This window comes from Herminiimonas glaciei (assembly GCF_042664955.1).
GTDB lineage: Bacteria > Pseudomonadota > Gammaproteobacteria > Burkholderiales > Burkholderiaceae_D > Oxalicibacterium > Oxalicibacterium glaciei.
Window position 1 is genome coordinate 1,667,396 of sequence record NZ_JBHTBU010000001.1, and the last position, 23,490, is coordinate 1,690,885.

At 54.6% G+C, this 23,490-nt stretch carries 24 protein-coding genes; 7 read left to right on the top strand and 17 right to left on the bottom strand.

Translation table 11 applies throughout. From position 1 onward, the window contains the following. Positions 1 to 68: 68 nt before the first annotated feature. The 8 genes from clpB to ACFQPC_RS07510 form a co-directional block, all read right to left on the bottom strand. The gene (gene clpB / locus ACFQPC_RS07475) at positions 69 to 2,651 is read right to left on the bottom strand and encodes an ATP-dependent chaperone ClpB (RefSeq protein WP_382271202.1); all 2,583 of its coding nucleotides are present in this window, start codon (positions 2,649 to 2,651) and stop codon (positions 69 to 71) included. A 217-nt stretch (positions 2,652 to 2,868) separates the two neighbouring features. Next, a complete protein-coding gene (gene crcB, locus ACFQPC_RS07480) occupies positions 2,869 to 3,243 on the bottom strand; it encodes a fluoride efflux transporter CrcB (RefSeq protein ID WP_382271204.1) in 375 nt (124 codons plus the stop codon). Further along, complete coding sequence (gene moaE, locus ACFQPC_RS07485) at positions 3,240 to 3,707, bottom strand: molybdopterin synthase catalytic subunit MoaE (protein WP_382271206.1); 468 nt, start codon at positions 3,705 to 3,707, stop codon at positions 3,240 to 3,242. The genes crcB and moaE overlap by 4 nt, the downstream gene beginning before the upstream one ends. An 18-nt stretch (positions 3,708 to 3,725) precedes the next feature. Next, positions 3,726 to 3,983 (bottom strand): molybdopterin converting factor subunit 1, encoded by a 258-nt coding sequence (moaD, locus tag ACFQPC_RS07490; protein WP_382271208.1) that lies wholly within the window; start codon positions 3,981 to 3,983, stop codon positions 3,726 to 3,728. 7 nt (positions 3,984 to 3,990) lie between these two features. Further along, positions 3,991 to 5,232: a molybdopterin molybdotransferase MoeA gene (locus tag ACFQPC_RS07495; RefSeq protein WP_382271210.1), complete on the bottom strand. Its 1,242-nt coding sequence runs from the start codon at positions 5,230 to 5,232 to the stop codon at positions 3,991 to 3,993. Positions 5,233 to 5,327: 95 nt separating this feature from the next. Next, on the bottom strand, positions 5,328 to 6,788 hold the full coding sequence (thrC, locus tag ACFQPC_RS07500) for a threonine synthase (protein ID WP_382271884.1): 1,461 nt from the start codon (positions 6,786 to 6,788) through the stop codon (positions 5,328 to 5,330). 215 nt (positions 6,789 to 7,003) lie between these two features. After that, complete coding sequence (locus ACFQPC_RS07505) at positions 7,004 to 8,314, bottom strand: homoserine dehydrogenase (protein ID WP_382271212.1); 1,311 nt, start codon at positions 8,312 to 8,314, stop codon at positions 7,004 to 7,006. Positions 8,315 to 8,394: 80 nt separating this feature from the next. Further along, positions 8,395 to 9,618 (bottom strand): pyridoxal phosphate-dependent aminotransferase, encoded by a 1,224-nt coding sequence (locus tag ACFQPC_RS07510; RefSeq protein WP_012079168.1) that lies wholly within the window; start codon positions 9,616 to 9,618, stop codon positions 8,395 to 8,397. A gap of 278 nt (positions 9,619 to 9,896) precedes the next feature. Between ACFQPC_RS07510 and ACFQPC_RS07515 the strand changes: the two genes are divergently transcribed. The 3 genes from ACFQPC_RS07515 (at position 9,897) to ACFQPC_RS07525 (ending at position 12,927) form a co-directional block, all read left to right on the top strand. Then, the gene (locus ACFQPC_RS07515) at positions 9,897 to 10,265 is read left to right on the top strand and encodes an Mth938-like domain-containing protein (protein ID WP_382271214.1); all 369 of its coding nucleotides are present in this window, start codon (positions 9,897 to 9,899) and stop codon (positions 10,263 to 10,265) included. 273 nt (positions 10,266 to 10,538) lie between these two features. After that, on the top strand, positions 10,539 to 11,033 hold the full coding sequence (locus tag ACFQPC_RS07520) for a peroxiredoxin (protein ID WP_382271216.1): 495 nt from the start codon (positions 10,539 to 10,541) through the stop codon (positions 11,031 to 11,033). Between the two features lie 214 nt (positions 11,034 to 11,247). Continuing rightward, on the top strand, positions 11,248 to 12,927 hold the full coding sequence (locus tag ACFQPC_RS07525) for a PhoH family protein (RefSeq protein ID WP_382271217.1): 1,680 nt from the start codon (positions 11,248 to 11,250) through the stop codon (positions 12,925 to 12,927). Positions 12,928 to 12,994: 67 nt separating this feature from the next. On the opposite strand, the gene ACFQPC_RS07530 is transcribed toward ACFQPC_RS07525, so the two are convergent. The 7 genes from ACFQPC_RS07530 to rpsF form a co-directional block, all read right to left on the bottom strand. Continuing rightward, entirely contained in the window at positions 12,995 to 14,002 is a 1,008-nt protein-coding gene (locus ACFQPC_RS07530) for an inorganic phosphate transporter (protein ID WP_382271219.1), read from the bottom strand. A 129-nt stretch (positions 14,003 to 14,131) separates the two neighbouring features. Then, positions 14,132 to 14,758 (bottom strand): DUF47 domain-containing protein, encoded by a 627-nt coding sequence (locus ACFQPC_RS07535; protein WP_012079163.1) that lies wholly within the window; start codon positions 14,756 to 14,758, stop codon positions 14,132 to 14,134. Between the two features lie 106 nt (positions 14,759 to 14,864). After that, complete coding sequence (locus ACFQPC_RS07540; protein ID WP_012079162.1) at positions 14,865 to 16,250, bottom strand: replicative DNA helicase; 1,386 nt, start codon at positions 16,248 to 16,250, stop codon at positions 14,865 to 14,867. Positions 16,251 to 16,361: 111 nt separating this feature from the next. After that, complete coding sequence (rplI, locus tag ACFQPC_RS07545; RefSeq protein ID WP_382271222.1) at positions 16,362 to 16,814, bottom strand: 50S ribosomal protein L9; 453 nt, start codon at positions 16,812 to 16,814, stop codon at positions 16,362 to 16,364. Between the two features lie 26 nt (positions 16,815 to 16,840). Next, positions 16,841 to 17,125, bottom strand: coding sequence for a 30S ribosomal protein S18 (rpsR, locus tag ACFQPC_RS07550; protein ID WP_012079160.1), 285 nt, complete (start codon positions 17,123 to 17,125; stop codon positions 16,841 to 16,843). Positions 17,126 to 17,140: 15 nt separating this feature from the next. Then, positions 17,141 to 17,434 carry a primosomal replication protein N gene (gene priB / locus ACFQPC_RS07555; RefSeq protein WP_012079159.1) on the bottom strand — a complete coding sequence of 98 codons (294 nt, stop codon included), beginning with the start codon at positions 17,432 to 17,434 and terminating at the stop codon, positions 17,141 to 17,143. A gap of 27 nt (positions 17,435 to 17,461) precedes the next feature. Further along, complete coding sequence (gene rpsF / locus ACFQPC_RS07560) at positions 17,462 to 17,830, bottom strand: 30S ribosomal protein S6 (RefSeq protein WP_012079158.1); 369 nt, start codon at positions 17,828 to 17,830, stop codon at positions 17,462 to 17,464. Between the two features lie 271 nt (positions 17,831 to 18,101). Between rpsF and lexA the strand changes: the two genes are divergently transcribed. After that, on the top strand, positions 18,102 to 18,761 hold the full coding sequence (gene lexA, locus ACFQPC_RS07565; protein WP_012079157.1) for a transcriptional repressor LexA: 660 nt from the start codon (positions 18,102 to 18,104) through the stop codon (positions 18,759 to 18,761). A 10-nt stretch (positions 18,762 to 18,771) separates the two neighbouring features. Here lexA and ACFQPC_RS07570 read toward each other — a convergent pair whose 3' ends face one another. Further along, positions 18,772 to 19,533 (bottom strand): RNA methyltransferase, encoded by a 762-nt coding sequence (locus ACFQPC_RS07570; RefSeq protein ID WP_382271225.1) that lies wholly within the window; start codon positions 19,531 to 19,533, stop codon positions 18,772 to 18,774. 131 nt (positions 19,534 to 19,664) lie between these two features. Here ACFQPC_RS07570 and ACFQPC_RS07575 point away from each other — a divergent pair, with 131 nt between their 5' ends. Both ACFQPC_RS07575 and ACFQPC_RS07580 read left to right on the top strand, forming a co-directional pair. Next, positions 19,665 to 20,459 carry an inositol monophosphatase family protein gene (locus ACFQPC_RS07575; protein WP_382271227.1) on the top strand — a complete coding sequence of 265 codons (795 nt, stop codon included), beginning with the start codon at positions 19,665 to 19,667 and terminating at the stop codon, positions 20,457 to 20,459. A gap of 243 nt (positions 20,460 to 20,702) precedes the next feature. After that, on the top strand, positions 20,703 to 22,049 hold the full coding sequence (locus ACFQPC_RS07580; protein WP_382271229.1) for a DEAD/DEAH box helicase: 1,347 nt from the start codon (positions 20,703 to 20,705) through the stop codon (positions 22,047 to 22,049). Between the two features lie 81 nt (positions 22,050 to 22,130). On the opposite strand, the gene ACFQPC_RS07585 is transcribed toward ACFQPC_RS07580, so the two are convergent. Continuing rightward, the gene (locus ACFQPC_RS07585; protein WP_382271231.1) at positions 22,131 to 22,385 is read right to left on the bottom strand and encodes a hypothetical protein; all 255 of its coding nucleotides are present in this window, start codon (positions 22,383 to 22,385) and stop codon (positions 22,131 to 22,133) included. 205 nt (positions 22,386 to 22,590) lie between these two features. Here ACFQPC_RS07585 and ACFQPC_RS07590 point away from each other — a divergent pair, with 205 nt between their 5' ends. After that, the gene (locus ACFQPC_RS07590) at positions 22,591 to 23,277 is read left to right on the top strand and encodes a fumarylacetoacetate hydrolase family protein (RefSeq protein WP_382271233.1); all 687 of its coding nucleotides are present in this window, start codon (positions 22,591 to 22,593) and stop codon (positions 23,275 to 23,277) included. Positions 23,278 to 23,490: the final 213 nt, after the last annotated feature.

Genomic DNA, 23,490 nt, shown 5'->3' on the forward strand with positions numbered 1-23,490 from the left:
TACAGGCTATGTGCACGCCTGTAAATTTCCTCCCCCACGAATGTGGGAGAGGAAATCAGGAAGAACAATTACGGTTTCCGTGCGAACACCAGCTCGCCGTCTTGCACGTCGAGCGAGATCACATCCTTCGGTCCAAACTTCCCTTCGAGGATAGCCTTGGATAAAGGATTTTCGATCTGATGCTGGATGGCACGTTTCAAAGGGCGTGCGCCATACACTGGATCGAAACCGGCTTCTGCAATTTTTTGCAGTGCATCTTCCGATACGTCCATCGACATATCCATACGCGCCAGGCGATTTTCCAGAACCTGCAACTGGATTTTCGCGATCGAACCAATGTTCTTTTCATCCAGTGCATGGAACACGACGATTTCATCAATACGGTTGATGAACTCCGGCCGGAAGTGACCCTGCACTTCAGCCATCACCGCCATCTTGATCAGCGCCGGTTCATTGCCTTCCATCGACTGGATCTTGTGCGAGCCAAGGTTCGAAGTCATCACGATCACGGTATTCTTGAAGTCCACCGTACGTCCCTGACCATCCGTCATGCGACCATCGTCCAGCACTTGCAGTAAGACGTTGAACACATCCGGATGCGCCTTTTCGATTTCATCGAGCAGGATCACGCAATATGGCTTGCGCCGCACCGCTTCGGTCAGGTAACCGCCCTCTTCGTAACCGACATAACCCGGTGGTGCGCCGATCAGACGCGCGACCGAATGCTTCTCCATAAACTCACTCATATCGATACGAATCAATGAATCCTCGGTATCGAACATGAAGGAAGCCAGCGCCTTGCACAACTCAGTCTTACCGACACCGGTAGGTCCGAGGAACATGAAGGAACCATATGGCCGATCAGGGTCGCCCAAACCGGCACGCGAACGACGGATCGCATCCGACACTGCAACGATCGCTTCATGCTGGCCGACCACGCGCTTATGCAGTGCATCTTCCATCTGCAATAATTTCTCGCGTTCACCGGTCATCATGCGCGAAACCGGAATACCGGTAGCACGCGATACGACTTCGGCAATTTCTTCAGCACCGACCTGGGTCCGCACCAATTGCGGCTTGCCAGCCGACACTTCACCTTTGACCGCATTTTTCAGTTGTGCTTCCAGTTGCGGCAAGGTGCTGTACTGCAGTTCGGAGACACGCTGCCAATCGCTCTTGCGCGTTGCTTCTTCCATCTGCAGTCGGACTTTTTCAATTTCTTCCTTGATGTGCTGGCTGCCCTGCGCCGATGATTTCTCGGCTTTCCAGATTTCTTCCAGATCCGCATACTCGCGACCGAGACGTTCTATCTCTTCCTCGATCAGGGCCAGGCGTTTTTGTGAAGCTTCATCTTTTTCTTTCTTGATGGCTTCACGTTCAATCTTCAACTGGATGACGCGACGATCCAGCTTGTCCATCACTTCCGGTTTGGAGTCGAGCTCGATCTTGATCTTGGATGCAGCTTCATCAATCAGGTCGATCGCCTTATCCGGCAGGAAGCGGTCAGTAATGTAGCGATGCGACAATTCAGCCGCTGCGACAATAGCCGGATCGGTAATATCGACGCCATGATGCAGCTCATACTTTTCCTGCAAACCACGCAGGATGGCGATCGTTGCTTCCACCGTTGGTTCAGCCACGATAATTTTCTGGAAGCGACGTTCGAGCGCGGCATCTTTTTCAATGTACTTGCGATACTCATCCAGGGTGGTGGCGCCGACGCAGTGCAGCTCACCGCGTGCCAATGCCGGTTTGAGCATATTGCCGGCATCCATCGCGCCTTCAGCCTTGCCGGCACCTACCAGCGTATGCATTTCATCGATGAAGACGATAGTCTGGCCTTCATCCTCGGCCAGTTCGGTCAGTACCGCTTTCAGGCGTTCTTCAAATTCACCGCGATACTTGGCACCGGCCAACAGCGACGCCATATCCAGCGATAGCACGCGTTTGCCTTTCAGGCTGTCCGGTACTTCGCCGTTGACGATGCGTTGCGCCAGGCCTTCGACGATGGCGGTTTTACCGACACCCGGCTCACCGATCAGGACCGGATTGTTTTTCGAACGACGCTGCAATACCTGGATCGCGCGACGAATCTCATCGTCACGGCCGATGACAGGGTCCAGCTTGCCGATACGGGCGCGCTCGGTCAGGTCCAGCGTGTATTTTTTCAGGGCTTCGCGCTGGCCTTCGCCATCCGCCGAATCCACTTTTGAACTGCCGCGCACAGCCTTGATCGCAGCTTCCAGCGCTTTGCGCGTCAAGCCGTTTTCACGTGCAATCTTGCCGGCTTCGGATTTGTCTTCGGTCAGGGCCAGCAAGACCATTTCGGTAGCGATGAACTGGTCGCCATGGATTTGGGATTCTTTATCTGCCAGATTCAGCAACGAGCTGAGGTCGCGCCCGATCTGGACTTCGCCGCCGTTGCCGGAGACCTTGGGCAGGCGATCCAGTGCGCTCCGTAGCGCCGTGGTCATGCCGTTGATGTTGGCACCGGCGCGTTGCAGCAGCGAACGCGTGCTGCTGTCATCCTGGCTTAACAGGGCGACCAGCACGTGTACCGGTTCTATATATTGATTATCGTTGCCGACTGCATGGCTTTGCGCATCAGCGAGCGCTTCCTGCAGCTTGGTGGTTAGTTTATCGAGACGCATTGCATACTCTCCAAAGAAGAATTCATTAATGGAAAGAAAATTGGGTCAAGCAACTACTTTTCAAGCGGGAGATGCCGGAATAGCTGTAATAAGCCCGCAGTATGGCCCCAAATGGGCAAAAATCGGGGGAAAAGATGCGATATCAGGTGATACAGGTATTACAGGTGTTATCAGACTCCTGGCCAGCCTAAACGCGGCTGGCAGCGTCCATAGTAGTCTATGCAGCGAATGCGCGATAGGTGGCAAAGCCGGCAATACAGCACGCGATCGAACCGACCAGGTGCAACACGGTATGCGTCAGCGCCCACACATAGTCGCCACGCTGTAGCAGCATGACGGCTTCAGCCGAGAAGGTAGAGAAAGTGGTCAGGCCACCGAGGAAACCGGTAATAGCGAACAAGCGCCATTCGGGAGGCACGCCCGGATGACCGCTAAAGAAGGCAACCGCCAGCCCGACCAGATAACCACCGATCAGATTGGCCGCCAGCGTACCTATAGGTACGAAATTATTTACCGCATTGAACCAGAGGCCCAGCCCCCACCGCAGCCAGGCACCCAGTGCTGCACCGAGGCCAACTGCGAGCCAGCTCACTTGGCTGCTCCTGGTTGCTTCCACTTGGCCAGCGCGGTGTCGTCAGTGGTACGGGCGTCGACCCAGCGCGCACCTTGCGGTGTCTGTTCTTTCTTCCAGAAAGGCGCGTCGGTTTTAAGATAATCGATGATGAATTCGCAGGCGGAGAAAGCTTCGCCGCGATGCGCGGAAGTGACGGCAACCAGCACAATTTGCTCGAGTGGCAGCAAAGGCCCGATGCGATGGATCACCAATGCATCAAAAATAGGCCAGCGTGCCTTCGCCTGCTCAACGATGTTTTGCAGGGCCTTTTCGGTCATGCCGGGATAATGCTCCAGCTCCATCTCGGCCACGCTGGAGCCATCGTTCATGTCACGTACGGTACCGATAAAGGTTACGACTGCACCGACCTGCGGGCTATGCGCACGCAAGGCAGCGACTTCATGGCTGACATCAAAATCTTCGGCTTGTACACGTACTGGCATTTACTCTGCTCCGTCTGATCAGCCGCCGGTTACCGGAGGGAAGAAAGCGACTTCACTGCCCTCTTCGATTGCGGTGTCAGCACCTGTCATTTCCTGATTGTAAGCCATGCGCAAGGGACGGCCGTCCGCCAGTGCCTCGGCCCAAACGCCACCGCGCTCACGCAGGAAGGCACGCACATCGCCTACGGTTTTGACATTCGCCGGTACGGTGACCGACTCCTGGGTTACCTTCAGCGCTTCACGTACGCTGGCAAAAAAACGAAGTTCAATATTCATATCACTATCAGTACATCAAATCGCTGAATGAAATAAAGCGCACGGTATCACCGGCCGCTATGGTCTTGCCCGACGGATGATCAATCAGGCCGTCGCCCCACACGGTAGAGGTCAACACACCCGAACTCTGGTTAGGGAATAAATCGAGGCCGCCCTGCTCATTGATCTTAGCGCGCAGGAATTCGTTGCGCTTGTCGGCCTTGTTCAGATTGAAATCGGCGCGCATCGGATAGGCCTTGGGCGCTACATTTTCCACACCTTGCAGGCGCAGGATGAATGGGCGCACAAACAGCATGAAGGTGACGAAACTCGATACCGGATTACCCGGCAAACCGAGGAAGTAAGCGGTGCCATCCTTGGCACTGCGATTCACTTCACCGAACGCCAGCGGCTTGCCCGGCTTGACGGCGATCTGCCACATATTCAAATGGCCTTCGGCTTCGACCGCAGGTTTGATGTGGTCTTCTTCACCGACCGAAACGCCACCGGAAGTAATGATCAGGTCGTTTTCAGCGGCGGCACGGCGCAAGGTATCGCGGGTAGCTGCCAGCGTATCCGGCACGATGCCGAAATCGCTGATTTCGCAACCGAGGTTTTCCAGCAGGCCACGCAATGTGAAGCGATTCGAATTGTAGATAGCGCCCAGTTTCAGCACTTCGCCCGGCATCGCCAGTTCGTCACCGGTAAAGAAGACCGCAACGCGCAACTTGCGCACGACTGGCAATTGCGCCAGGCCGACCGAAGCGGCCAGACCCAGCTCCTGAGCGCGCAAGCGTTGGCCTGCGGTCAGTATGGTACTGCCGGCACGGATATCCTCACCGGCACGACGTATCCATTCGCCGGAGGCCGGGCTGTGTTTGACCGTGACCAGGTCGCCGTCCGCACCTTTGGAGGCGACGCAGACTTCCTGCATGACAACGGCATCTGCACCTTGCGGGATCATGGCGCCGGTAAAAATACGCGCGGCACAACCAGCCTCCAATGGCTGGCCGACATGCCCGGCCGGTATGCGCTGGCTGACGCGCAAGACCGCTTCACCACTGGCGCAATCAGCAGCACGCACGGCGTAGCCATCCATAGACGTGTTATCGACTGGCGGCACATTCAGTTGCGACTCCTGTGCAACGGCCAGGACGCGACCATTCGCATCCAGCGTAGCCAGGGTTTCTGTCTCGGTAATTTTTTTTGCGGAAGTAAGCAGGAAGTCGAGGGCTTCGGCCACACTCAACATCGGTTTAGGTTCACTCATGCTGGGCTCGATAATGGATCATGGAACGATAGTAAGCGGAAACATGGTATTCCGCTTGCCCTGTCGATTGCCGCACGCAGGCGGCAATCACGGTATTACAAACCTGTATGCTTGGCGATGAAGTTCTTCATCTTGTTAACATCCGCAGGCATCACTTCAAAGCGCTGCGGCAAGTCTTCAATATTTTCAAAGCCGGCCGGACGGTCAGCATCACGTCCCAGCGCTTCGCGTATGGTTTCGTTGAACTTGGCCGGCAATGCCGTTTCCAGCACGATCATGGTAACACCAGGGGTCAGGTGTTCACGCGCGACCTTGACGCCATCCGCAGTGTGCGTGTCTATCATCAGGTCGTACTTGTTTTGCAAGTCACGGATGGTAGCGACACGGTCGCTATGTGTCGATTTACCGGAAACGAAACCGAACTTCGCAATGTCCTTGAACTCATCGCCATCGCTGCCCGGTTTGCCGGACAAATCGAAGCCGCCATGCGTTTCCACTTTCTGGAACAAGGCACGGACACGGTCGCCGTCACGATTGAGCAAATCGAAAACGAAGCGCTCAAAGTTGGAAGCCTTGCTGATGTCCATGCTCGGGCTGGTGGTGTGATAAGTCTCGGCCGATTTACGGACCCGATACACACCGGTGCGAAAGAATTCATCCAGCACATCGTTTTCATTGGTAGCCGCTACCAGCTTATCGATAGGCAAGCCCATCATGCGTGCGATATGGCCGGCGCAGATATTGCCGAAGTTACCGGATGGCACGGTGAACGAGACTTTTTGTTCGTTGCTGGTGGTCGCGCTGAGGTAACCACGGAAGTAGTAGATCACTTGCGCCACGACACGCGCCCAGTTGATCGAATTCACGGTACCGATTTTTTGCTGTTGCTTGAAGCTGTGATCGTTCGAAACCGCCTTGACCATATCCTGGCAATCATCGAACACGCCTTCCACCGCGATATTGAAAATATTCGGGTCCTGCAGGCTGAACATTTGTGCAGTCTGGAACGCGCTCATCTTCTTGTGTGGCGACAGCATGAAGACACGTATGCCCTTTTTGCCGCGCATGGCGTATTCCGCCGCACTACCGGTGTCGCCGGAAGTTGCACCGAAAATATTCAGCTCCGCATGATTCTTGGCCAGTGTGTATTCGAACAGATTGCCGAGCAATTGCATCGCCATATCCTTGAAGGCCAGCGTCGGGCCGTTCGACAAGGCTTGCAGGACCAGCTTGCTGCCGTTTTTCTCTTCCACTGTACGCAAAGGTGTGATGCGTGCGGCTTCTTCGCCGTGGCGCACATTGCGGTAAACGTCTGCGGTATAAGTTTTATGGACCAGCGCCTTGAGGTCGGCATCCGGGATATCGGTCGCGAACTTGCGCAGCACTTCGTAAGCCAGGTCGGCGTAGGACAAGGTGCGCCATGCATCGAGTTCGGCATCGCTGACCTGTGGGTAAGCCTCAGGCAGATACAGGCCACCGTCAGGCGCCAAACCGCCCAGCAAAATTTCAGAAAACGATAGTGCCGGCGCCAGGCCGCGAGTGGAAATGTATTGCATAGAGTAATAGATTTGGTTGGTGGCCGGCTTGCTCAGGAAACAGGATGATTCAGGCATGGCGACGCATTACATACAGACTCGTATTATAGCGTCGGGAGCGGGACAAACGGCAGTTGCCGGATCGTGCAGGCCAGTTTCGTCGAAATCGGCCTTGAATTCAGCATAAAAACGGTGAAGTCCGGCCTGAACCGGCTTCACCGCATATGACTGCAAGATCAGCTCAGGTGTTCCAGGCGGATCTTGGTTACTTTGCCGACAACTGTGGTCAAAGCTTCTATTTTCTTGATCGCAGCTTCGACGTTTTTCTCTTGCGTCTGGTGCGTCAACATGATGATGTCGGTCTGCGTTTCGCCGAGTGCAGGTTCTTTTTGCAACATGGCATCGATCGAAATCGTCGAATCCGCCAGGATGCTGGTGACATTTGCCAACACACCCAGTTTGTCCGCCACGTGCATGCGCAGGTAGTAGCTGGTGGTGACTTCCGAGATCGGCAGGATAGGCGTATCGGCCATTGCATTTGGCTGGAACGCCAGGTGCGGCACACGATGCGCCGGATCTGCATCGGCCAGGCGGGCGATATCGACCAGGTCGGCAATCACGGCCGATGCGGTTGGCTCAGCGCCCGCACCCTTGCCATAATACAGTGTGGCGCCGACCGCGTCGCCCTGCACCAGCACCGCATTCATCGCACCTTCTACGTTCGCGATCAGGCGCTTGGCCGGGATCAGCGTTGGATGCACACGCAATTCGATACCCTGCGAGGTGCGCTTGGCAATGCCGAGCAATTTGATACGGTAGCCGAGTTGTTCCGCGTAACGGATATCAACCGCTTCCAGCTTGGTGATGCCTTCCACGTGCGCCTTGTCGAACTGCACCGGGATGCCGAATGCAATCGCTGCCATCAGCGTTGCCTTGTGTGCTGCATCCACACCTTCGATATCGAAGGTCGGATCAGCCTCGGCATAACCCAGGCGTTGCGCTTCTTTCAGAACGGTATCGAAATCCAGGCCCTTGTCCCGCATTTCGGACAGGATGAAGTTGGTGGTGCCGTTGATGATGCCGGCGATCCATTCGATGCGGTTTGCAGTCAGGCCTTCACGCAAAGCCTTGATGATAGGAATGCCGCCGGCGACTGCCGCTTCATACGCGACCATCACGCCCTTGTTTTGTGCGGCCTGGAAAATCTCGTCGCCGTGGGTTGCCAGCAAAGCCTTGTTCGCTGTCACTACGTGCTTGCCGTTGGCAATCGCTTTCAGCACCAGGTCTTTGGCAATGCCGTAACCACCGATCAGCTCGACTACGATATCAATCTCGGGATTGGAAACGACCAGGTTGCCGTCGCTCACCACTTCACAATGCGTACCAACCAATTCCTTGGCGCGTGCGACGTCCAGGTCAGCCACCATCACAATTTCAATACCATGACCGGCGCGGCGGGAAATTTCTTCCTGGTTACGCTTCAGAACATTGAATGTACCCGCACCGACGGTGCCGATTCCTAACAAGCCAACTTTGATGGTTTTCATAATCTCTGAGTAAATAATGTCACATGAAAAACAGCGCTCTCCAAGGCGGAGAGCGTGGTGACTGAAATAGAGTCCGGGACTTAGCCCAGGCGCTTGCGATAGCCTTCAAGGAAATGCGCGATGCGTCCGACCGCAACCGTCAGATCATCCGAATTCGGCAAGAATACTACCCTGAAATGGTCTGTTGTCGGGCAATTGAAGCCCGTGCCCTGCACGATCAATACGCTTTCCTCTACCAGCAATTGCTGTGCGAAGTCCTGGTCGTCCTTGATCGGATACATTTTCGGATCAAGGCGCGGAAACATGTACAAGGCCGATTTAGGCTTGACGCAAGTCACGCCCGGGATCTCGGTCAGCAATTTGTGCGCAAGGTCACGCTGGCGCAACAAGCGACCGCCCGGCGCCACCAGGTCATTGATGCTCTGGTAGCCACCGAGTGCGGTCTGGATCGCGTATTGCCCCGGCACGTTGGCGCACAGGCGCATCGAAGCCAGCATGTTCAGGCCTTCGATGTAATCGCGCGCATGACGCTTCTCACCGGACACTACCATCCAGCCGGCGCGATAACCGCAGGAACGATAATTCTTCGACAAGCCATTGAAAGTGATGAACAGCACGTCATCGGCCAGCGAAGCCAGCGAGGTATGCGTGTTGCCGTCGTACAGCACCTTGTCGTAGATTTCATCTGCAAACACGATCAGTTGATGCTGGCGTGCAACTTCAACGATCTGCTCCAGCAGCTCTACCGGATACAAGGCACCGGTCGGATTGTTCGGGTTGATGACGACAATCGCCTTGGTATTCGAATTGATCTTGCTCTTGATATCTTCGATATCCGGGAACCAGTCGGCCTGCTCGTCACAGACGTAATGCACCGGCTTGCCGCCTGACAGGCTGACCGCCGCCGTCCACAGCGGGTAGTCGGGCGAAGGCACCAGCACTTCATCTCCGGTATTGAGCAAGGCATTCATGCTCATCACGATCAGTTCGGAAGCACCGTTACCGAGGTAGATGTCATCTATGGTCACGCCGGTGATTTTCTTTTCCTGCGTGTAATGCATGATCGCCTTGCGTGGCGCAAACAAACCTTTGGAATCGGTGTAGCCGGAGGCGTTCGACATATTGCGGATCATGTCTTGCACGATCTCGTCTGGCGCATCGAAACCGAATACGGCGAGGTTGCCGATATTCAGCTTGATAATCTTGTGACCGTCTTCTTCCATTTGCCGCGCTTTTTCGAGCACGGGGCCGCGAATGTCGTAGCAAACATCATCCAGTTTTTTCGATTTTTGAATCGGTCGCACAGCTACTGTTCCTTGTGATTTTCAGAACTTGTCTTTACGAAGCTCTAATTGAAACGCCTGTTCCCCACATCCATGGCCGGAGCGCAAAGGCCTAAGGGCAAGCGAAAAATGACGGCCGCAATGTTGCACCGCGAAAGAGATCCATTTTGCCGAAAGGAAGCGATTTTATCAATCGATAAAGGCTGCTTTAAAGCTGAAAACGTTACAATAAGGGTTCTTTACCTTCCAATTAATCGGAAAGGCGCGAAAACACGCTCCCCTGTCCGACAGCTACAGCCATGAAGCTACACAGCACCGCTACCCAGCAATACCAGACCGTCACCGCCTATGATGAAAATGGCATTGAAATCAATTTGATTCCATTTGATTACAGCCTGGTCGTTTTACCGGAAATCAAGCCGGCACCATGGCCAGTGACGTCCTTCGATGCACTGACAGCGGAGAATTTCGAGCAAATCAATGCGATAGAGCCGGATGTCGTGATCCTCGGCACCGGCGCTACCCAGCGCTTCGTGCACCCGCGCCTGACTGCCTCGCTCACCTCACGCCGCATCGGCGTCGAATGCATGGATAACCAGGCCGCCTGCCGCACCTACAACATCCTCATGGCCGAAGGCCGCAAGGTAGCACTGGCACTGATCCTGTAAGCCAGTAGCAAGCTGCGCAGGCTAAGCTGATGCTTGCCTGCAGCTGAACCAAGTTAAAAAATTATTGTCTTTTCAATAGCTCCCTGCTCGTCTGCAAGCGGCGTTAAAAGTTGCGAAATAAATTAATTTCGTTGCTTGAAGGATAAAAACTCGCCCCCATCTTCAAGCTCGGCCGTATTGTTTATCCTCGCGTACGCCGAACTGGTAGCAAATCGATCGACCATCAGCCGCTGCGCCGGCAGCGCCGCACTATCGGCAGAGAAAGTGAGATAAATGGATCAAGGCACTCCCGTAGCAGAACGCCCTTCTGCACTGAATAAAATCGTACCGGACTTTTCCGCGCCCATGACTGGCGAGCAAACCTTTCAACTCGCTGATTACAAAGGGAAAAAGATCGTCCTTTATTTCTATCCGAAGGACAACACGCCCGGCTGCACCACCGAAGGCATCCATTTCCGTGACCTGCATGCGCAGTTCCGGCAAGCCAATGCAGAAATTTTCGGCGTCAGCCGCGACAGCCTGCGTTCGCACGAAGGTTTCAAGGCCAAACTGGACCTGCCTTTCGAACTGATCTCCGACCCGGACGAAACGCTGTGCACCATGTTCGATGTCATGAAGATGAAAAATATGTATGGCAAGAAAGTACGCGGTATCGAACGCTCTACTTTTATTATTGACGAGTCAGGTAAATTGGTGAAAGAATGGCGTGGAGTGAAAGTGCCTGGACACATCGATGAAGTACTGGAGTTTGTGAAGGCTCTTGCTTAGGTTTGCAAAACCCATTGAATTCAAAAGAATTTTTCTCTAAGAAAGCCGTTTGCGGATTAGGCCATGAGCCTTCCCAAACGGCTTTTTTACTTTTTGATTTGCACACCCTCCTCCCGTCGGCATTTTCTTTTGCTGTCCTACAACGATTTTTCGCGTCTGCATCACCGTTAGCACCTGTTGTAAATGTTCTCAAACTTTCTAGATCGAGGTCCTGATGCCCCTGCCTAAATTACCGACCAAGCCTGCCGCATTGCTGTCACCGCAAGATTATCCGAAGGCGGATAAGGACAAGATTGTCAAATCGCTGACCCTGATTGAACCGGTAGCACGCAAAACTGCAGTAGCAACTCCAGTCGCCCCAGCCCCGGCCCCTGTCCGCGCCAAGATCGCCGACAAGACGCCCGCCACCAAACCGCGCGCCGCATCCTCTGCACAAACCGTCGCGCTGGCACCAAAATCCGGCGCCCGCCGCCCGACTGACAAGTCCGGCGTCACCAAACTGTTTGTGCTCGACACCAATGTCCTGATGCACGATCCGACTTCGCTGTTCCGCTTCGAGGAACACGACGTCTATCTGCCGATGATGACGCTGGAAGAACTCGACGATCACAAGAAAGGCATGTCCGAAGTTGCGCGCAGCGCACGCCAGGTATCGCGCTCGCTGGATGCGCTGGTAAGCGGTGTCGAAGAAAATGCAATAGACGAAGGCATCCCGCTGTCCAAGCTGGGCAACAAGGATGCCAAGGGTCGTTTGTTCTTCCAGACCAAGCTGCAAAACGTCACGCTGCCGGAAGGCCTGCCCATGGGCAAAGCCGACAACCAGATCCTCGGCGTGGTACGCGCACTGGAAGCCCAATATCCGGGCCGTGCCATCGTATTGGTATCGAAAGATATCAATATGCGCATCAAGGCGCGTGCAATGGGCTTGCCGGCGGAAGAGTACCTCAATGACCACGTACTGGAAGATACCGACCTGCTGTATTCCGGCATCATGCAATTGCCGGACGACTTCTGGATCAAGCATGCGAAAGGCATGGAATCCTGGCAGGAAAACAAGCACGGCACCGGCTACACCTTCTACCGCCTGAGCGGCCCGGTCGTCCCTTCGATGCTGGTGAACCAGTTTGTCTACATGGAACCGCAAAACGGCGAAGCGTCGTTCTACGGCCAGGTACGACAAATCAACGGCAAGACGGCGGTCATCCAGACCTTGCGTGACTATGCACACACCAAGAACAGCGTATGGGGCGTCACTGCCCGCAACCGTGAACAAAACTTTGCGCTGAACCTGTTGATGGATCCGGAATGCGATTTCGTCACCCTGCTGGGTCAGGCCGGTACCGGTAAAACCTTGCTGGCACTTGCTGCCGGCCTGGCACAGGTACTGGAAACCAAGCTCTACAGCGAAATCATCGTGACCCGCGTCACGGTGCCGGTCGGTGAAGACATCGGCTTCCTGCCTGGTACCGAGGAAGAAAAGATGTCGCCTTGGATGGGTGCCTTCGACGATAACCTGGAAGTGCTGAACAAGTCCGACAACGATGCCGGCGAATGGGGTCGCGCTGCAACGCAAGACCTGATCCGCTCACGCATCAAGATCAAGTCGCTCAACTTCATGCGCGGCCGGACCTTCGTCAACAAATTCCTCATCATCGATGAAGCGCAAAACCTGACACCGAAACAAATGAAAACCCTGGTCACCCGTGCAGGTCCGGGCACCAAGATCATTTGCCTCGGTAACATCGCGCAAATCGATACGCCTTACCTGACCGAAGGTTCGAGCGGCCTGACCTATGTGGTCGATCGCTTCAAGGGTTGGGGCCATAGTGGTCATGTCACCCTGGCGCGTGGTGAGCGTTCACGGTTGGCGGATCACGCGAGCGAAGTATTGTAGTAACTCTGCCCCGTCAGAAACAAAAAAGCCTGCTGAATCAGCAGGCTTTTTTTATGCGCGGGAATGATTACAAAATCATCGTCCCCAACCACCATGCAATCGCTGCCATAAACGCCGCAGCAGGAATCGTGAAGATCCACGCCCAGACAATATTACCTGCCACACCCCAACGGACTGCCGACATTTTGCGCGAAGCACCAACGCCTACAATTGCACCGGTAATGGTATGCGTGGTCGATACGGGCACGCCCAAAGCTGTTGCCAGGAATAAGGTAATAGCACCACCGGTTTCGGCACAGAAGCCACCAACCGGTTTCAGCTTGGTGATTTTCTGCCCCATCGTTTTGACAATACGCCAGCCACCGAACAAAGTACCAAGGCTGATCGCAGTGTAGCAGCTGATGATGACCCACCATGGCAGCGGATCGGCAGCGGTTGATACACCAGCAGCGATCAACAGCATCCAGATAATCCCCATGGTCTTCTGCGCATCGTTACCGCCATGACCCAGGCTGTACATTGCCGCAGAAAATAATTGCAATCTTCTAAACCAACGATCGACATTGCGCGGTGTCGACCTGACGAACAGCCACGACACCAACACCATCATCAAGGAACCAAACAGGAAGCCGAGCAAAGGTGACAATACGATGAAGGCGATGATTTTAATCAAGCCGGAAGCGATCAGTGCGTCGGTACCGGCCTTGGCCACTGCTGCGCCAACCAGGCCACCGATCAATGCATGCGATGAGGACGACGGCAAACCGAAATACCAAGTCACCACATTCCAGACAATCGCACCCACCAATGCGCCAAATACAACGTAGTGATCAATCACTATGGGATCAATCGTGCCTGTACCTATCGTCATTGCCACTTTAAGGTGGAAAACGCCGATTGCGATGAAGTTGAAAAATGCTGCCATCATCACGGCGGTTTGCGGCTTCAATACGCCGGTTGATACAACCGTCGCAATTGCATTTGCCGCGTCATGAAAGCCATTCATGAAATCGAATATCAAAGCCAATATGATCAAAAAGGCCAGGACATAAAGGCTCATGTGGAGAGTTTGCATGGATATTTATTCTTTGTTCAATCTGCGTATGTCACCGACAACTACGTCAGTAACCGCGAAACTTACAAGACAGCCCTGCACATCATTTAAAAGATAATGGCAAGGCGCACCAACGATACGCTCAATGAATCAAGCGTTCTCGACAATGATGCCTTCGATGATATTGGCTACGTCCTCGCAACGATCCGTCACGGTTTCCAGCAATTCATAAATGGCTTTGAGTTTGATCAGGTTACGGACATCCGGCTCTTCACGGAACAGCTTGGACATCGCCGCGCGCATTACATGGTCGGCATCCGATTCCAGACGATCGATTTCCTGGCAGATCGAGAGGATCTCGCGCGAGTTATCCATATTGTGCAAGAGTCCGACCGCAGCCTTGACCTTTTCGGTACAGGCCAGGCACAGCTCGGCCAGGCGTTTGGCTTCAGGCGTGATCGCCTTGATGTCGTACAGGGAGATGGTTTGTGCGGCATCTTCGAGCAAGTCGAGGATGTCGTCCATACGGGTAATCAGTTGATGGATGTCATCACGATCCAGCGGCGTGATGAAGGTTTTATGCAGCGCATCCAGCGTTGCATGGGTCACCTTGTCTGCCTGTTTTTCGATGCCTTCAATGGCGTGTACGCGGATTTCCAGGTCGTCAAAATTGGTCATCAGCGCGACCATTTCGCGTGCACCCTTTACGCAAAATTCAGCGTGCTCATTGAAGAGGTCGAAAAATTTACCTTCTTTCGGCAGAAGTCGTCCAAACATGATTACTCTCTTTGAATATTAAAATGTTGAAATACTGTAGTGGCAAAGGCCGGGCCTTCACCGGAATTCTAAAAAACAAGAACAGGCAAACTGACACTAAAAGACATCAATCCCCTTGATACAGGGCGGCTGAGCCGGTGTAATTTTCGAACTTGGTGTACTGACCCAGGAAGGTCAGGCGTACCGCACCAATCGGGCCGTTACGCTGCTTACCAATAATGATCTCGGCAGTACCTTTATCCGGCGAATCGGGGTTATAGACTTCGTCGCGATAAATAAACAGGATCACGTCGGCATCCTGCTCAATCGCGCCGGATTCGCGCAGATCGGACATGACGGGACGTTTGTTCGGGCGTTGTTCCAGCGAGCGGTTCAGCTGCGAGAGTGCAATCACCGGGCAATTCAATTCCTTGGCCAGACCTTTCAGGCTACGCGAGATTTCCGAAATCTCGGTGGCGCGGTTTTCACCGGCGGAATTGGCCGACATCAGTTGCAGGTAATCGATGATGATCAGGCCCAGCTTGCCGCATTGACGCGACAGGCGACGCGAACGGGCGCGCAACTCGATCGAGTTCAGCGCCGGGGTTTCATCGATGTACAACTGTGCATCGTTCATTTTCTGGATCGCATGCGTCAGGCGCGGCCAATCCTCATCGGCCAGGCGACCGGTACGCAGGCGATGCTGATCGAGACGACCGACCGAACCCAGCATACGCATCGCCAGCTGGGCGCCGCCCATCTCCATCGAAAAGACCGCGACCGGCAAACCGCTTTCAATCGCCACGGTTTCACCGATATTGATCGAGAACGCGGTTTTACCCATCGATGGACGGCCGGCGACGATAATCAGGTCACCCGGCTGCAAGCCTGAAGTCATACGATCCAGGTCGGCAAAGCCGGTCGGCACACCGGTAATATCGCTGGTGCTGTCGCGGTTATACAGTTCATCGATACGTTCGACCACTTGCGTCAGCAAGGGCTGGATTTCCTGGAAGCCTTGCGCGCCACGCGCGCCCTCTTCCGCGATCGCAAAGATCTTGGATTCAGCTTCATCCAGCATCTGTTTGACTTCCTTGCCTTGCGGATTGAAGGCATTGCCGGAAATCTCGTCCGAGACGGTAATCAGTTTGCGCAGTACGCCGCGATCACGCACGATTTCGGCGTAGCGGCGAATATTGGCAGCGGAAGGTGTGTTTTGCGCCAATGCGTTGAGGTAGGCGACGCCGCCCACTTCTTCGGCCTTGCCGCTATTGGTCAGCGCTTCAAAGACGGTGATGACGTCTGCCGGACGCGCGTTATTGATCAGCTTGACGATGTGCTGGAAGATGATCCGGTGGTCGTAGCGATAGAAATCGTCGTGATTGACGAAATCGGCAATACGATCCCAGGCCGCATTGTCGAGCAGCAAGCCGCCAAGGACGGATTGCTCTGCTTCTATCGAATGCGGGGGAACGCGAAGGGACTCTAATTGCGGATCGGCACGGGTGTTCATGGCGCGAATTATACCTGTTGCGAGGCTTCCCTTTAAGAAATCAGGCAATAAAAAAGCCGGGAAAACCCGGCTTTTTCTGGGCAACTGGTGCCCGTGTTACTTTAATACGACTTAAGCGTGATCGCCGATAACGGTGATCGTTACTTCCACGACTACGTCGGTGTGCAATGCAACTGCAACAACGTGATCGCCGGCAACTTTCAACGGACCGGTTGGCAGGCGAACCTGGGCTTTTTCAACTGCAAAGCCTTGTTTCGTCAACGCTTCAGCGATATCGGAGTTGGTAACGGAACCGAACAAACGGCCGTCAACACCCGATTTTTGCGTGATTTGAACGGTTTGACCGGTCAATTTCTCGCCTTGAGCTTGCGAAGCTGCCAGTTTGTCTGCAGCGATTTTTTCCAGTTCTGCGCGCTTGACTTCGAATTCAGCGACTGCAGCAGCGGTAGCACGGCGTGCTTTACGTTGTGGGATCAGGAAGTTACGTGCGTAACCGTCTTTGACTTTTACAACTTCACCGAGGTTGCCGAGATTAACGACTTTTTCCAACAGAATGACTTGCATGTTTTTCTCCTATATCAAGTCGTTAATTACGCGTTGTGCAGATCGGTGTACGGCAACAGCGCGAGGTAACGTGCGCGTTTGATTGCTGTATCAACCTGACGTTGATAGATAGCCTTGGTACCGGTCAGGCGTGCTGGCATGATTTTGCCGTTTTCCTGAACGAAGTCTTTCAAGGTGTCTACGTCTTTGTAATCAACTTGTTCTACGTGTGCAGCGGTGAAGCGGCAGAATTTTTTACGCTTGAACAAAGGGTTTTGTTGTTTGCGTTTTTCTTTGAGTTTGTTCTTGTCGAATTTTTTACCGAATGCCATTTTGGGCTCCTGTATCTAAATGTGGTTCTCGAAATCTGTGAGATGGAAAACAAGGCTTTTGCTGTTACGGCTCTTGCGTGCCAGAAATCCAGTGAACTGATATGTCCCGCCTAATTCGGCTTGATTGAATCGACCTGAAATTTCACCCGCGGCAATCGCGGCAATTTCAAACTCAACCAATCGTGGAACACCTGCTTCTATTTGTTGCGAACTGTGCAGCAAAACTGCTGACACTATCGGTACGCCTGCCGGGGTGTAGCGCAAAATTTCACGCTCGGCAATGGTCGCAATAAACTGAAGCTGATTCACTCTCCGTCTGGTAACGTCAAAGGGCTATTAGGCAGCAGGTGCCTCGGCGCGATGGCTCTTGGCAGCATCTTCCTTCTGCACAGCCTTCATCATTGGCGATGGTGCGGTTTCAGCCTTCTTCATTTTCACTGTCAGATGACGCAGAACGGCATCGTTGAATTTGAAGCCGGTTTCGATTTCAGCCAGCGTTTCGCCGTCACATTCGATGTTCAGGCAGACGTAGTGCGCTTTTGCCAATTTCTGGATCATGTACGCCATTTGACGACGGCCCCAGTCTTCGACACGGTGGATAACGCCGCCGCGTGCGGTGACGATACCTTTGTAGCGCTCGATCATTGCAGGCACTTGCTCGCTTTGATCCGGATGAACGATAAATACGATTTCATAATGACGCATGTAAGCTCCTTTTGGACGGATTGAAAATCGCCCACCTCGGCGTCAAGACGAGTGTGGGAAGAGGAAAACCCGCAATCATACGCGCAGAAGCAGGAAAACTCAACGCTTTCAGGCATTTATCGGCGCAATACCGCATGAATACGTGGCAATTTCTGTCGAAACCACATAAATCAGCTTGCGTTTAGGCATGTACTGTATAAAAATACAGACTGTTCATACGAACAGTTTACGGTCGTCACATGTACGAACCACAACAAAACAGGCCAAGGCAATGATCAAACTGACAGCACGCCAGGAACAAATCCTGAATTTGATACGCGATGCGATCGAAAATACCGGTTTCCCGCCGACCCGTGCCGAAATTGCAACAGAACTCGGTTTCCGCTCGGCCAATGCGGCGGAAGAACATTTGCAGGCACTGGCACGCAAGGGCGCGATCGAAATTTCGCCCGGCACCTCGCGCGGCATCCGCCTGCGTGACATGGGCAATGGCGATGAACGCTTCCCGGGCCGCCAGATGGCATTGCCACACCCGGCACTGATGCAACTCAGCCTGCCGCTGGTCGGTCGCGTGGCCGCCGGCTCGCCTATCCTGGCGCAGGAACATATAGAAGCGACCTACGATGTGGATCGTTCGCTGTTCTCGGCCAAACCCGATTTCCTGCTGAAAGTGCGCGGCATGTCGATGCGCGACGCCGGCATCCTCGACGGTGACCTGCTGGCAGTCAAGAAAATCGATACCGCGAAAAACGGCCAGATCGTAGTCGCCCGCCTGGGTGAAGAAGTCACGGTCAAGCGCTACAAGAAATCCGGCTCATTGATTGAATTGCTGCCGGAGAACCCGGACTTCGAACCGATACGGGTCGACCTCGCACACGATGAGTTTGCGCTGGAAGGCCTGGCGGTCGGCCTGATGCGTACCTGGAACTGAGGCTAGCGCCTTAGTCCTTGTTCTTCTGCTCCAGTATCTGCTTGGCGATGCCACGCAGGATATTGACCTCTTCCGTTTCCAGCTGGGTACGGGAAAACAGGCGCTTCAAACGTGGCATCAGCTTCTTCGGATTATTCGCATCGAGGAAGTCGATTGCCACCAGCGCCTGCTCCAGATGCGCATACATGCCATCGATCTGCGCCATGCTCGCCGCCTCCCCCTGGAAGCCAATATCGGTGACGGCACGCGTTTCCCCTACCGCCGCCATGCGCGCTTCATAAGCCAATACCTGTACCGCTTGCGCCAGGTTCAGCGATGAATAGTCCGGATTCGCCGGGATATTGATCAGCACATTGCACTTTTCGACGATTTCATTCGGCAAGCCGAAACGTTCGTTGCCAAACACCACTGCTGCGCGCAAACCGCTCTCCTCCACCAGACGCGTCGCCAATGCACGTGGCGAAATCACCGGTGGGGAGAATTCGCGCAGGCGGGCCGTCACTGCTGCTGCGAAGTTGCAATCGAGCAGTGCCTCCTCTATCGAACTGACGATGCGGGCCGACTGCAGGATATCCTGCGCGCCACTGGCAAAGGCCACCGCTTCCTCTTGCAGCGCCGCATCCGGGAAGCGCGGATTCACCAGTACCAGTTCGGTAAAACCCATGTTTTTGATGGCGCGCGCCGTCGCCCCGATATTGCCGGGACGGCTGGTTTCCACCAGGACAAAACGAAGTCGATTGAAAAGAGGCGTGTCGGTTTGTGGCTGCATCATTTAAAATAGCGGCATTGCGCGGTAGGATTCATGTCAGAAATGGCAACTCTATACCGCATCGCTCATTAATTTCAATTTAGGTGGTTCTGCTCGCCCTGCGGCGTGAGGACCGCCATTTTAACGGAAACTCTATGCATCCCATGCTTAATACGGCGGTCAAAGCTGCTCGCCGCGGCGCTGCCATTATCAATCGCGCGTCCTTCGATCTGGACCGTATCAAGGTCACCGAAAAAAAGCCTAACGACTTTGTCACCGAAGTCGACCAGGCCGCCGAGCAGGCGATCATAGATGTTTTGAAATCCGCCTACCCCGACCACGCCATCCTCGCCGAAGAATCCGGCGCTTCGGCCAACCTGCACGACGAAAACGACAACGTCTGGATCATCGATCCACTCGACGGCACCACCAACTTCATCCATGGCTTCCCGCAATATTGCGTATCGATCGCGCTGCAACAACGTGGCCAGATCACGCAAGCGGTAGTCTACGATCCGACCCGCAATGACTTGTTCACCGCGACCAAAGGCGCAGGCGCTTACCTGAATGAAAAGCGTATCCGCGTCACCAAGCGCGACAAGATTTCCGACGCGCTGATCGGCACCGGCTTCCCGTTCCGCGCCGGCGACGACATCGATGAATACATGAAGATGTTCAAGATCATGACGCAAAGCTGCGCCGGCCTGCGTCGCCCTGGTTCCGCTGCACTGGACCTGGCTTATGTCGCTTGTGGTCGTCTGGATGGCTTCTTTGAAAAAGGTTTGCAGCCTTGGGATATGGCCGCCGGCTCCTTGCTGATCACTGAATCCGGCGGCATCATGGGTACCTTCGCCGGTGAATCCGATTACCTGTACAAGGGTGATGTACTGGCCGGCACACCAAAAGTATTCGCACAAATGGTTTCGCTGCTGAGCCCGTTCGCCAAGTAATTCCAGTCACACCACAAAGGGAAATATCCGCCTGCTGCATTGCAGGCAGATATTTCCCTTTTGTTTTTCAGCCTGGTCTCGCCAAGTAATCCCCGGCGCAAGAGCCACTGCTGTTATACTCGCTGCACACGGCATACCTCCAGTCACCTTGCCGCTGTCTCGCGACTTCCGCACCCCAATCCCCGTTTGCCTGCGACTGGCGCCCATTGCGGCGACAGGCCGATAATTTTCTATTGAGTATCCATGTCTTTTACTGACCTCGGCCTGGCCGAAGGAATTGTTCGCGCCGTTACCGAAAGCGGTTATACCAACCCTACCCCGATTCAGGCGCAAGCCATCCCTGCCGTATTGGCAGGCGGCGATCTGCTGGCCGGCGCACAAACCGGCACCGGCAAAACCGCCGGCTTCACGCTGCCGATTTTGCATCGCCTCGCAACCAGCGGCACGCCGCACGCGTCCGCTTCCGCGCAACGTCCTATCCGTGCACTGGTGTTGACACCGACCCGTGAACTGGCAGCGCAAGTCGAAGAAAGCGTACGCACTTACGGCAAATACCTGAACCTGAACTCGGCCGTGATCTTCGGCGGCGTCGGCATCAACCCGCAAATCAAAATGCTCAAGCATGGCGTGGATATCCTGGTCGCAACACCAGGCCGCCTGCTCGATCACATGCAACAAGGCACGGTCAACCTGAACCACATCCAGATCCTGGTATTGGATGAAGCTGATCGCATGCTGGATATGGGCTTCATCAAGGACATCCGCCGCGTGCTCGCAGCCTTGCCGAAGAATCGCCAAAACCTGCTGTTCTCCGCCACCTTCTCGAATGAAATCAAGGCGCTGGCAGATGGCTTGCTGAACTCGCCTGCGACCATAGAAGTCGCACGTCGCAATTCGACGGTGGAAATCATTGAACAAAAAATCCATCCGGTCGATCGCGACAAGAAACACCCGATGCTGGCGCACCTGATCAAGAGCAATAACTGGTCGCAAGTACTGGTCTTTACGCGCACCAAGCACGGCGCGAATAAACTGGTTGAGCAACTGGAAAAAGACGGCATCAGCGGCATGGCGATCCACGGCAACAAGAGCCAGTCGGCCCGTACCCGTGCCTTGAGCGAATTCAAGGATGGCAGCCTGCAGGTCCTGGTCGCCACCGATATCGCCGCACGTGGTATCGATATCGATCAATTGCCGCACGTCGTCAACTATGACTTGCCGAATGTGCCGGAAGATTATGTACACCGTATCGGCCGTACCGGTCGTGCCGGTGCTACCGGTGAAGCGGTGTCGCTGGTATGCGTCGATGAACTGGAAATGTTGAAGGACATTGAAAAGCTGATCAAGCGCAAATTGCCGTCGGAAGTGATTCCCGGCTTTGAGCCTGACCTGAATGCAAAGCCACAGCCTATCCAGCGCCGCAGCAACGATGCGCCAGGTCGTCGCCCGCAAGGCCAGGGCCGCAACGCCCCAGCTAAATCAGGCAAGGCACCGGCACCGAAACCGAACGGCCCGTCACGCGGCGGCTTCGGTGGCAACTCGAATGCACGTCCGGCTGCACCACACCGCTCGGGCGGGCGCGGACGTTAATCCGCCGTACTTCAGCCGGGATCCATCTTCTGCATGGGTTCCGGCAGTTTCTTCCTGCAGCATCCTGAACCACGCCCTTCCCTAAGCAGGCATGTCCCGCTTGCCGCCTGCGGCAATTTGCAGGATATCCAGCGTTTCCCTGAACACCTGATCAAGTAACTGCCCTTCGGCAATATCCGGCGCGAGCGCGGCCCAATCGGCCTGCACACCGGCCATCAAATCCGCAGTCTTCACTTGCTGGTCCGCGTCCAGTCGCTGGATCAGCAGGATGAGCAAATAGCGCATTGCCCCCAGTCGCGCTGCAAGGTCTGGTTCACTACGGCTTGTTGCATCCATTGCATACATCCTGCGGGAAAGTAAAACCCCATCATACCGAAAGCGGAAACACGCTTGTACGGCGCGGCTTTGCGTCCATCCAGTTGATTTTGACGCATTTAAAATTTATCATGTTTGCTCTTGCTCACGCCCTCCCGGGTTAATGCCACGCTGCTTCAGCGGATGCCCTGCAAGCAATCCCCAATTATCATCAGGAACAAATACGATGGATTACGCAATTGATTTCCCGCCAGTCACGACTTTACCCGTGAACGGGAGTGACAAGCCGTTCCCGGTCGGACGCATCTACTGCGTCGGTCGCAATTACGCCGAACACGCGCGTGAAATGGGCCATGACCCGGACCGTGAACCGCCGTTTTTCTTCATGAAGCCGGCCGATGCAATCGCCGCCAATCACGCCACCATTCCCTATCCGCAACTGACCCAGGACTTGCACCACGAGATCGAAATGATCGTCGCAATCGGTCGCGGCGGTGCCGACATCCCGGTCGAGCAAGCGCTCGATCACGTATTCGGCTATGGCGTAGGCCTCGACATGACACGCCGCGACATCCAGGGTGTAGCGAAAAAAATGGGCCGTCCATGGGAAATGGGCAAAGCCTTTGATAACTCCGCACCCTGCACCGGCATTACTCCGGTAACGCAAATTGGTCATCCGGACAAAGGCGCAGTCTGGCTCAAGATCAACGGCGAACTGAAACAAAAGGGCGACCTGGCCGACTTGATCTGGAATGTGCCGGAAACCATTTCCTACCTGTCGAACATGATCACACTGCGTGCCGGCGACCTGATCATGTCAGGTACGCCGGCCGGCGTCGGCCCGGTACAGCGCGGCGATAAACTGGTGGGCCATGTGGACGGACTGGAAGAACTTGTCATTACATACGTCTGAGCGAAACGATAAAACGGCTGGTCATTAACGACCGGCCGTTTTCCCTCGTGCGAAATCTCTCGATATCCCGGCGCAAACGCCGATATTCCCGATGTGCGCTGCCGCATTCTCGTACAATGATCAACCTGCGGAATTCAGGAAGTCTTGGCGCTACAGCTAGCCCGATACGCTCTTCAAAAGTTCCGGTGTTTGCATCACCAGCATCGGATCGCA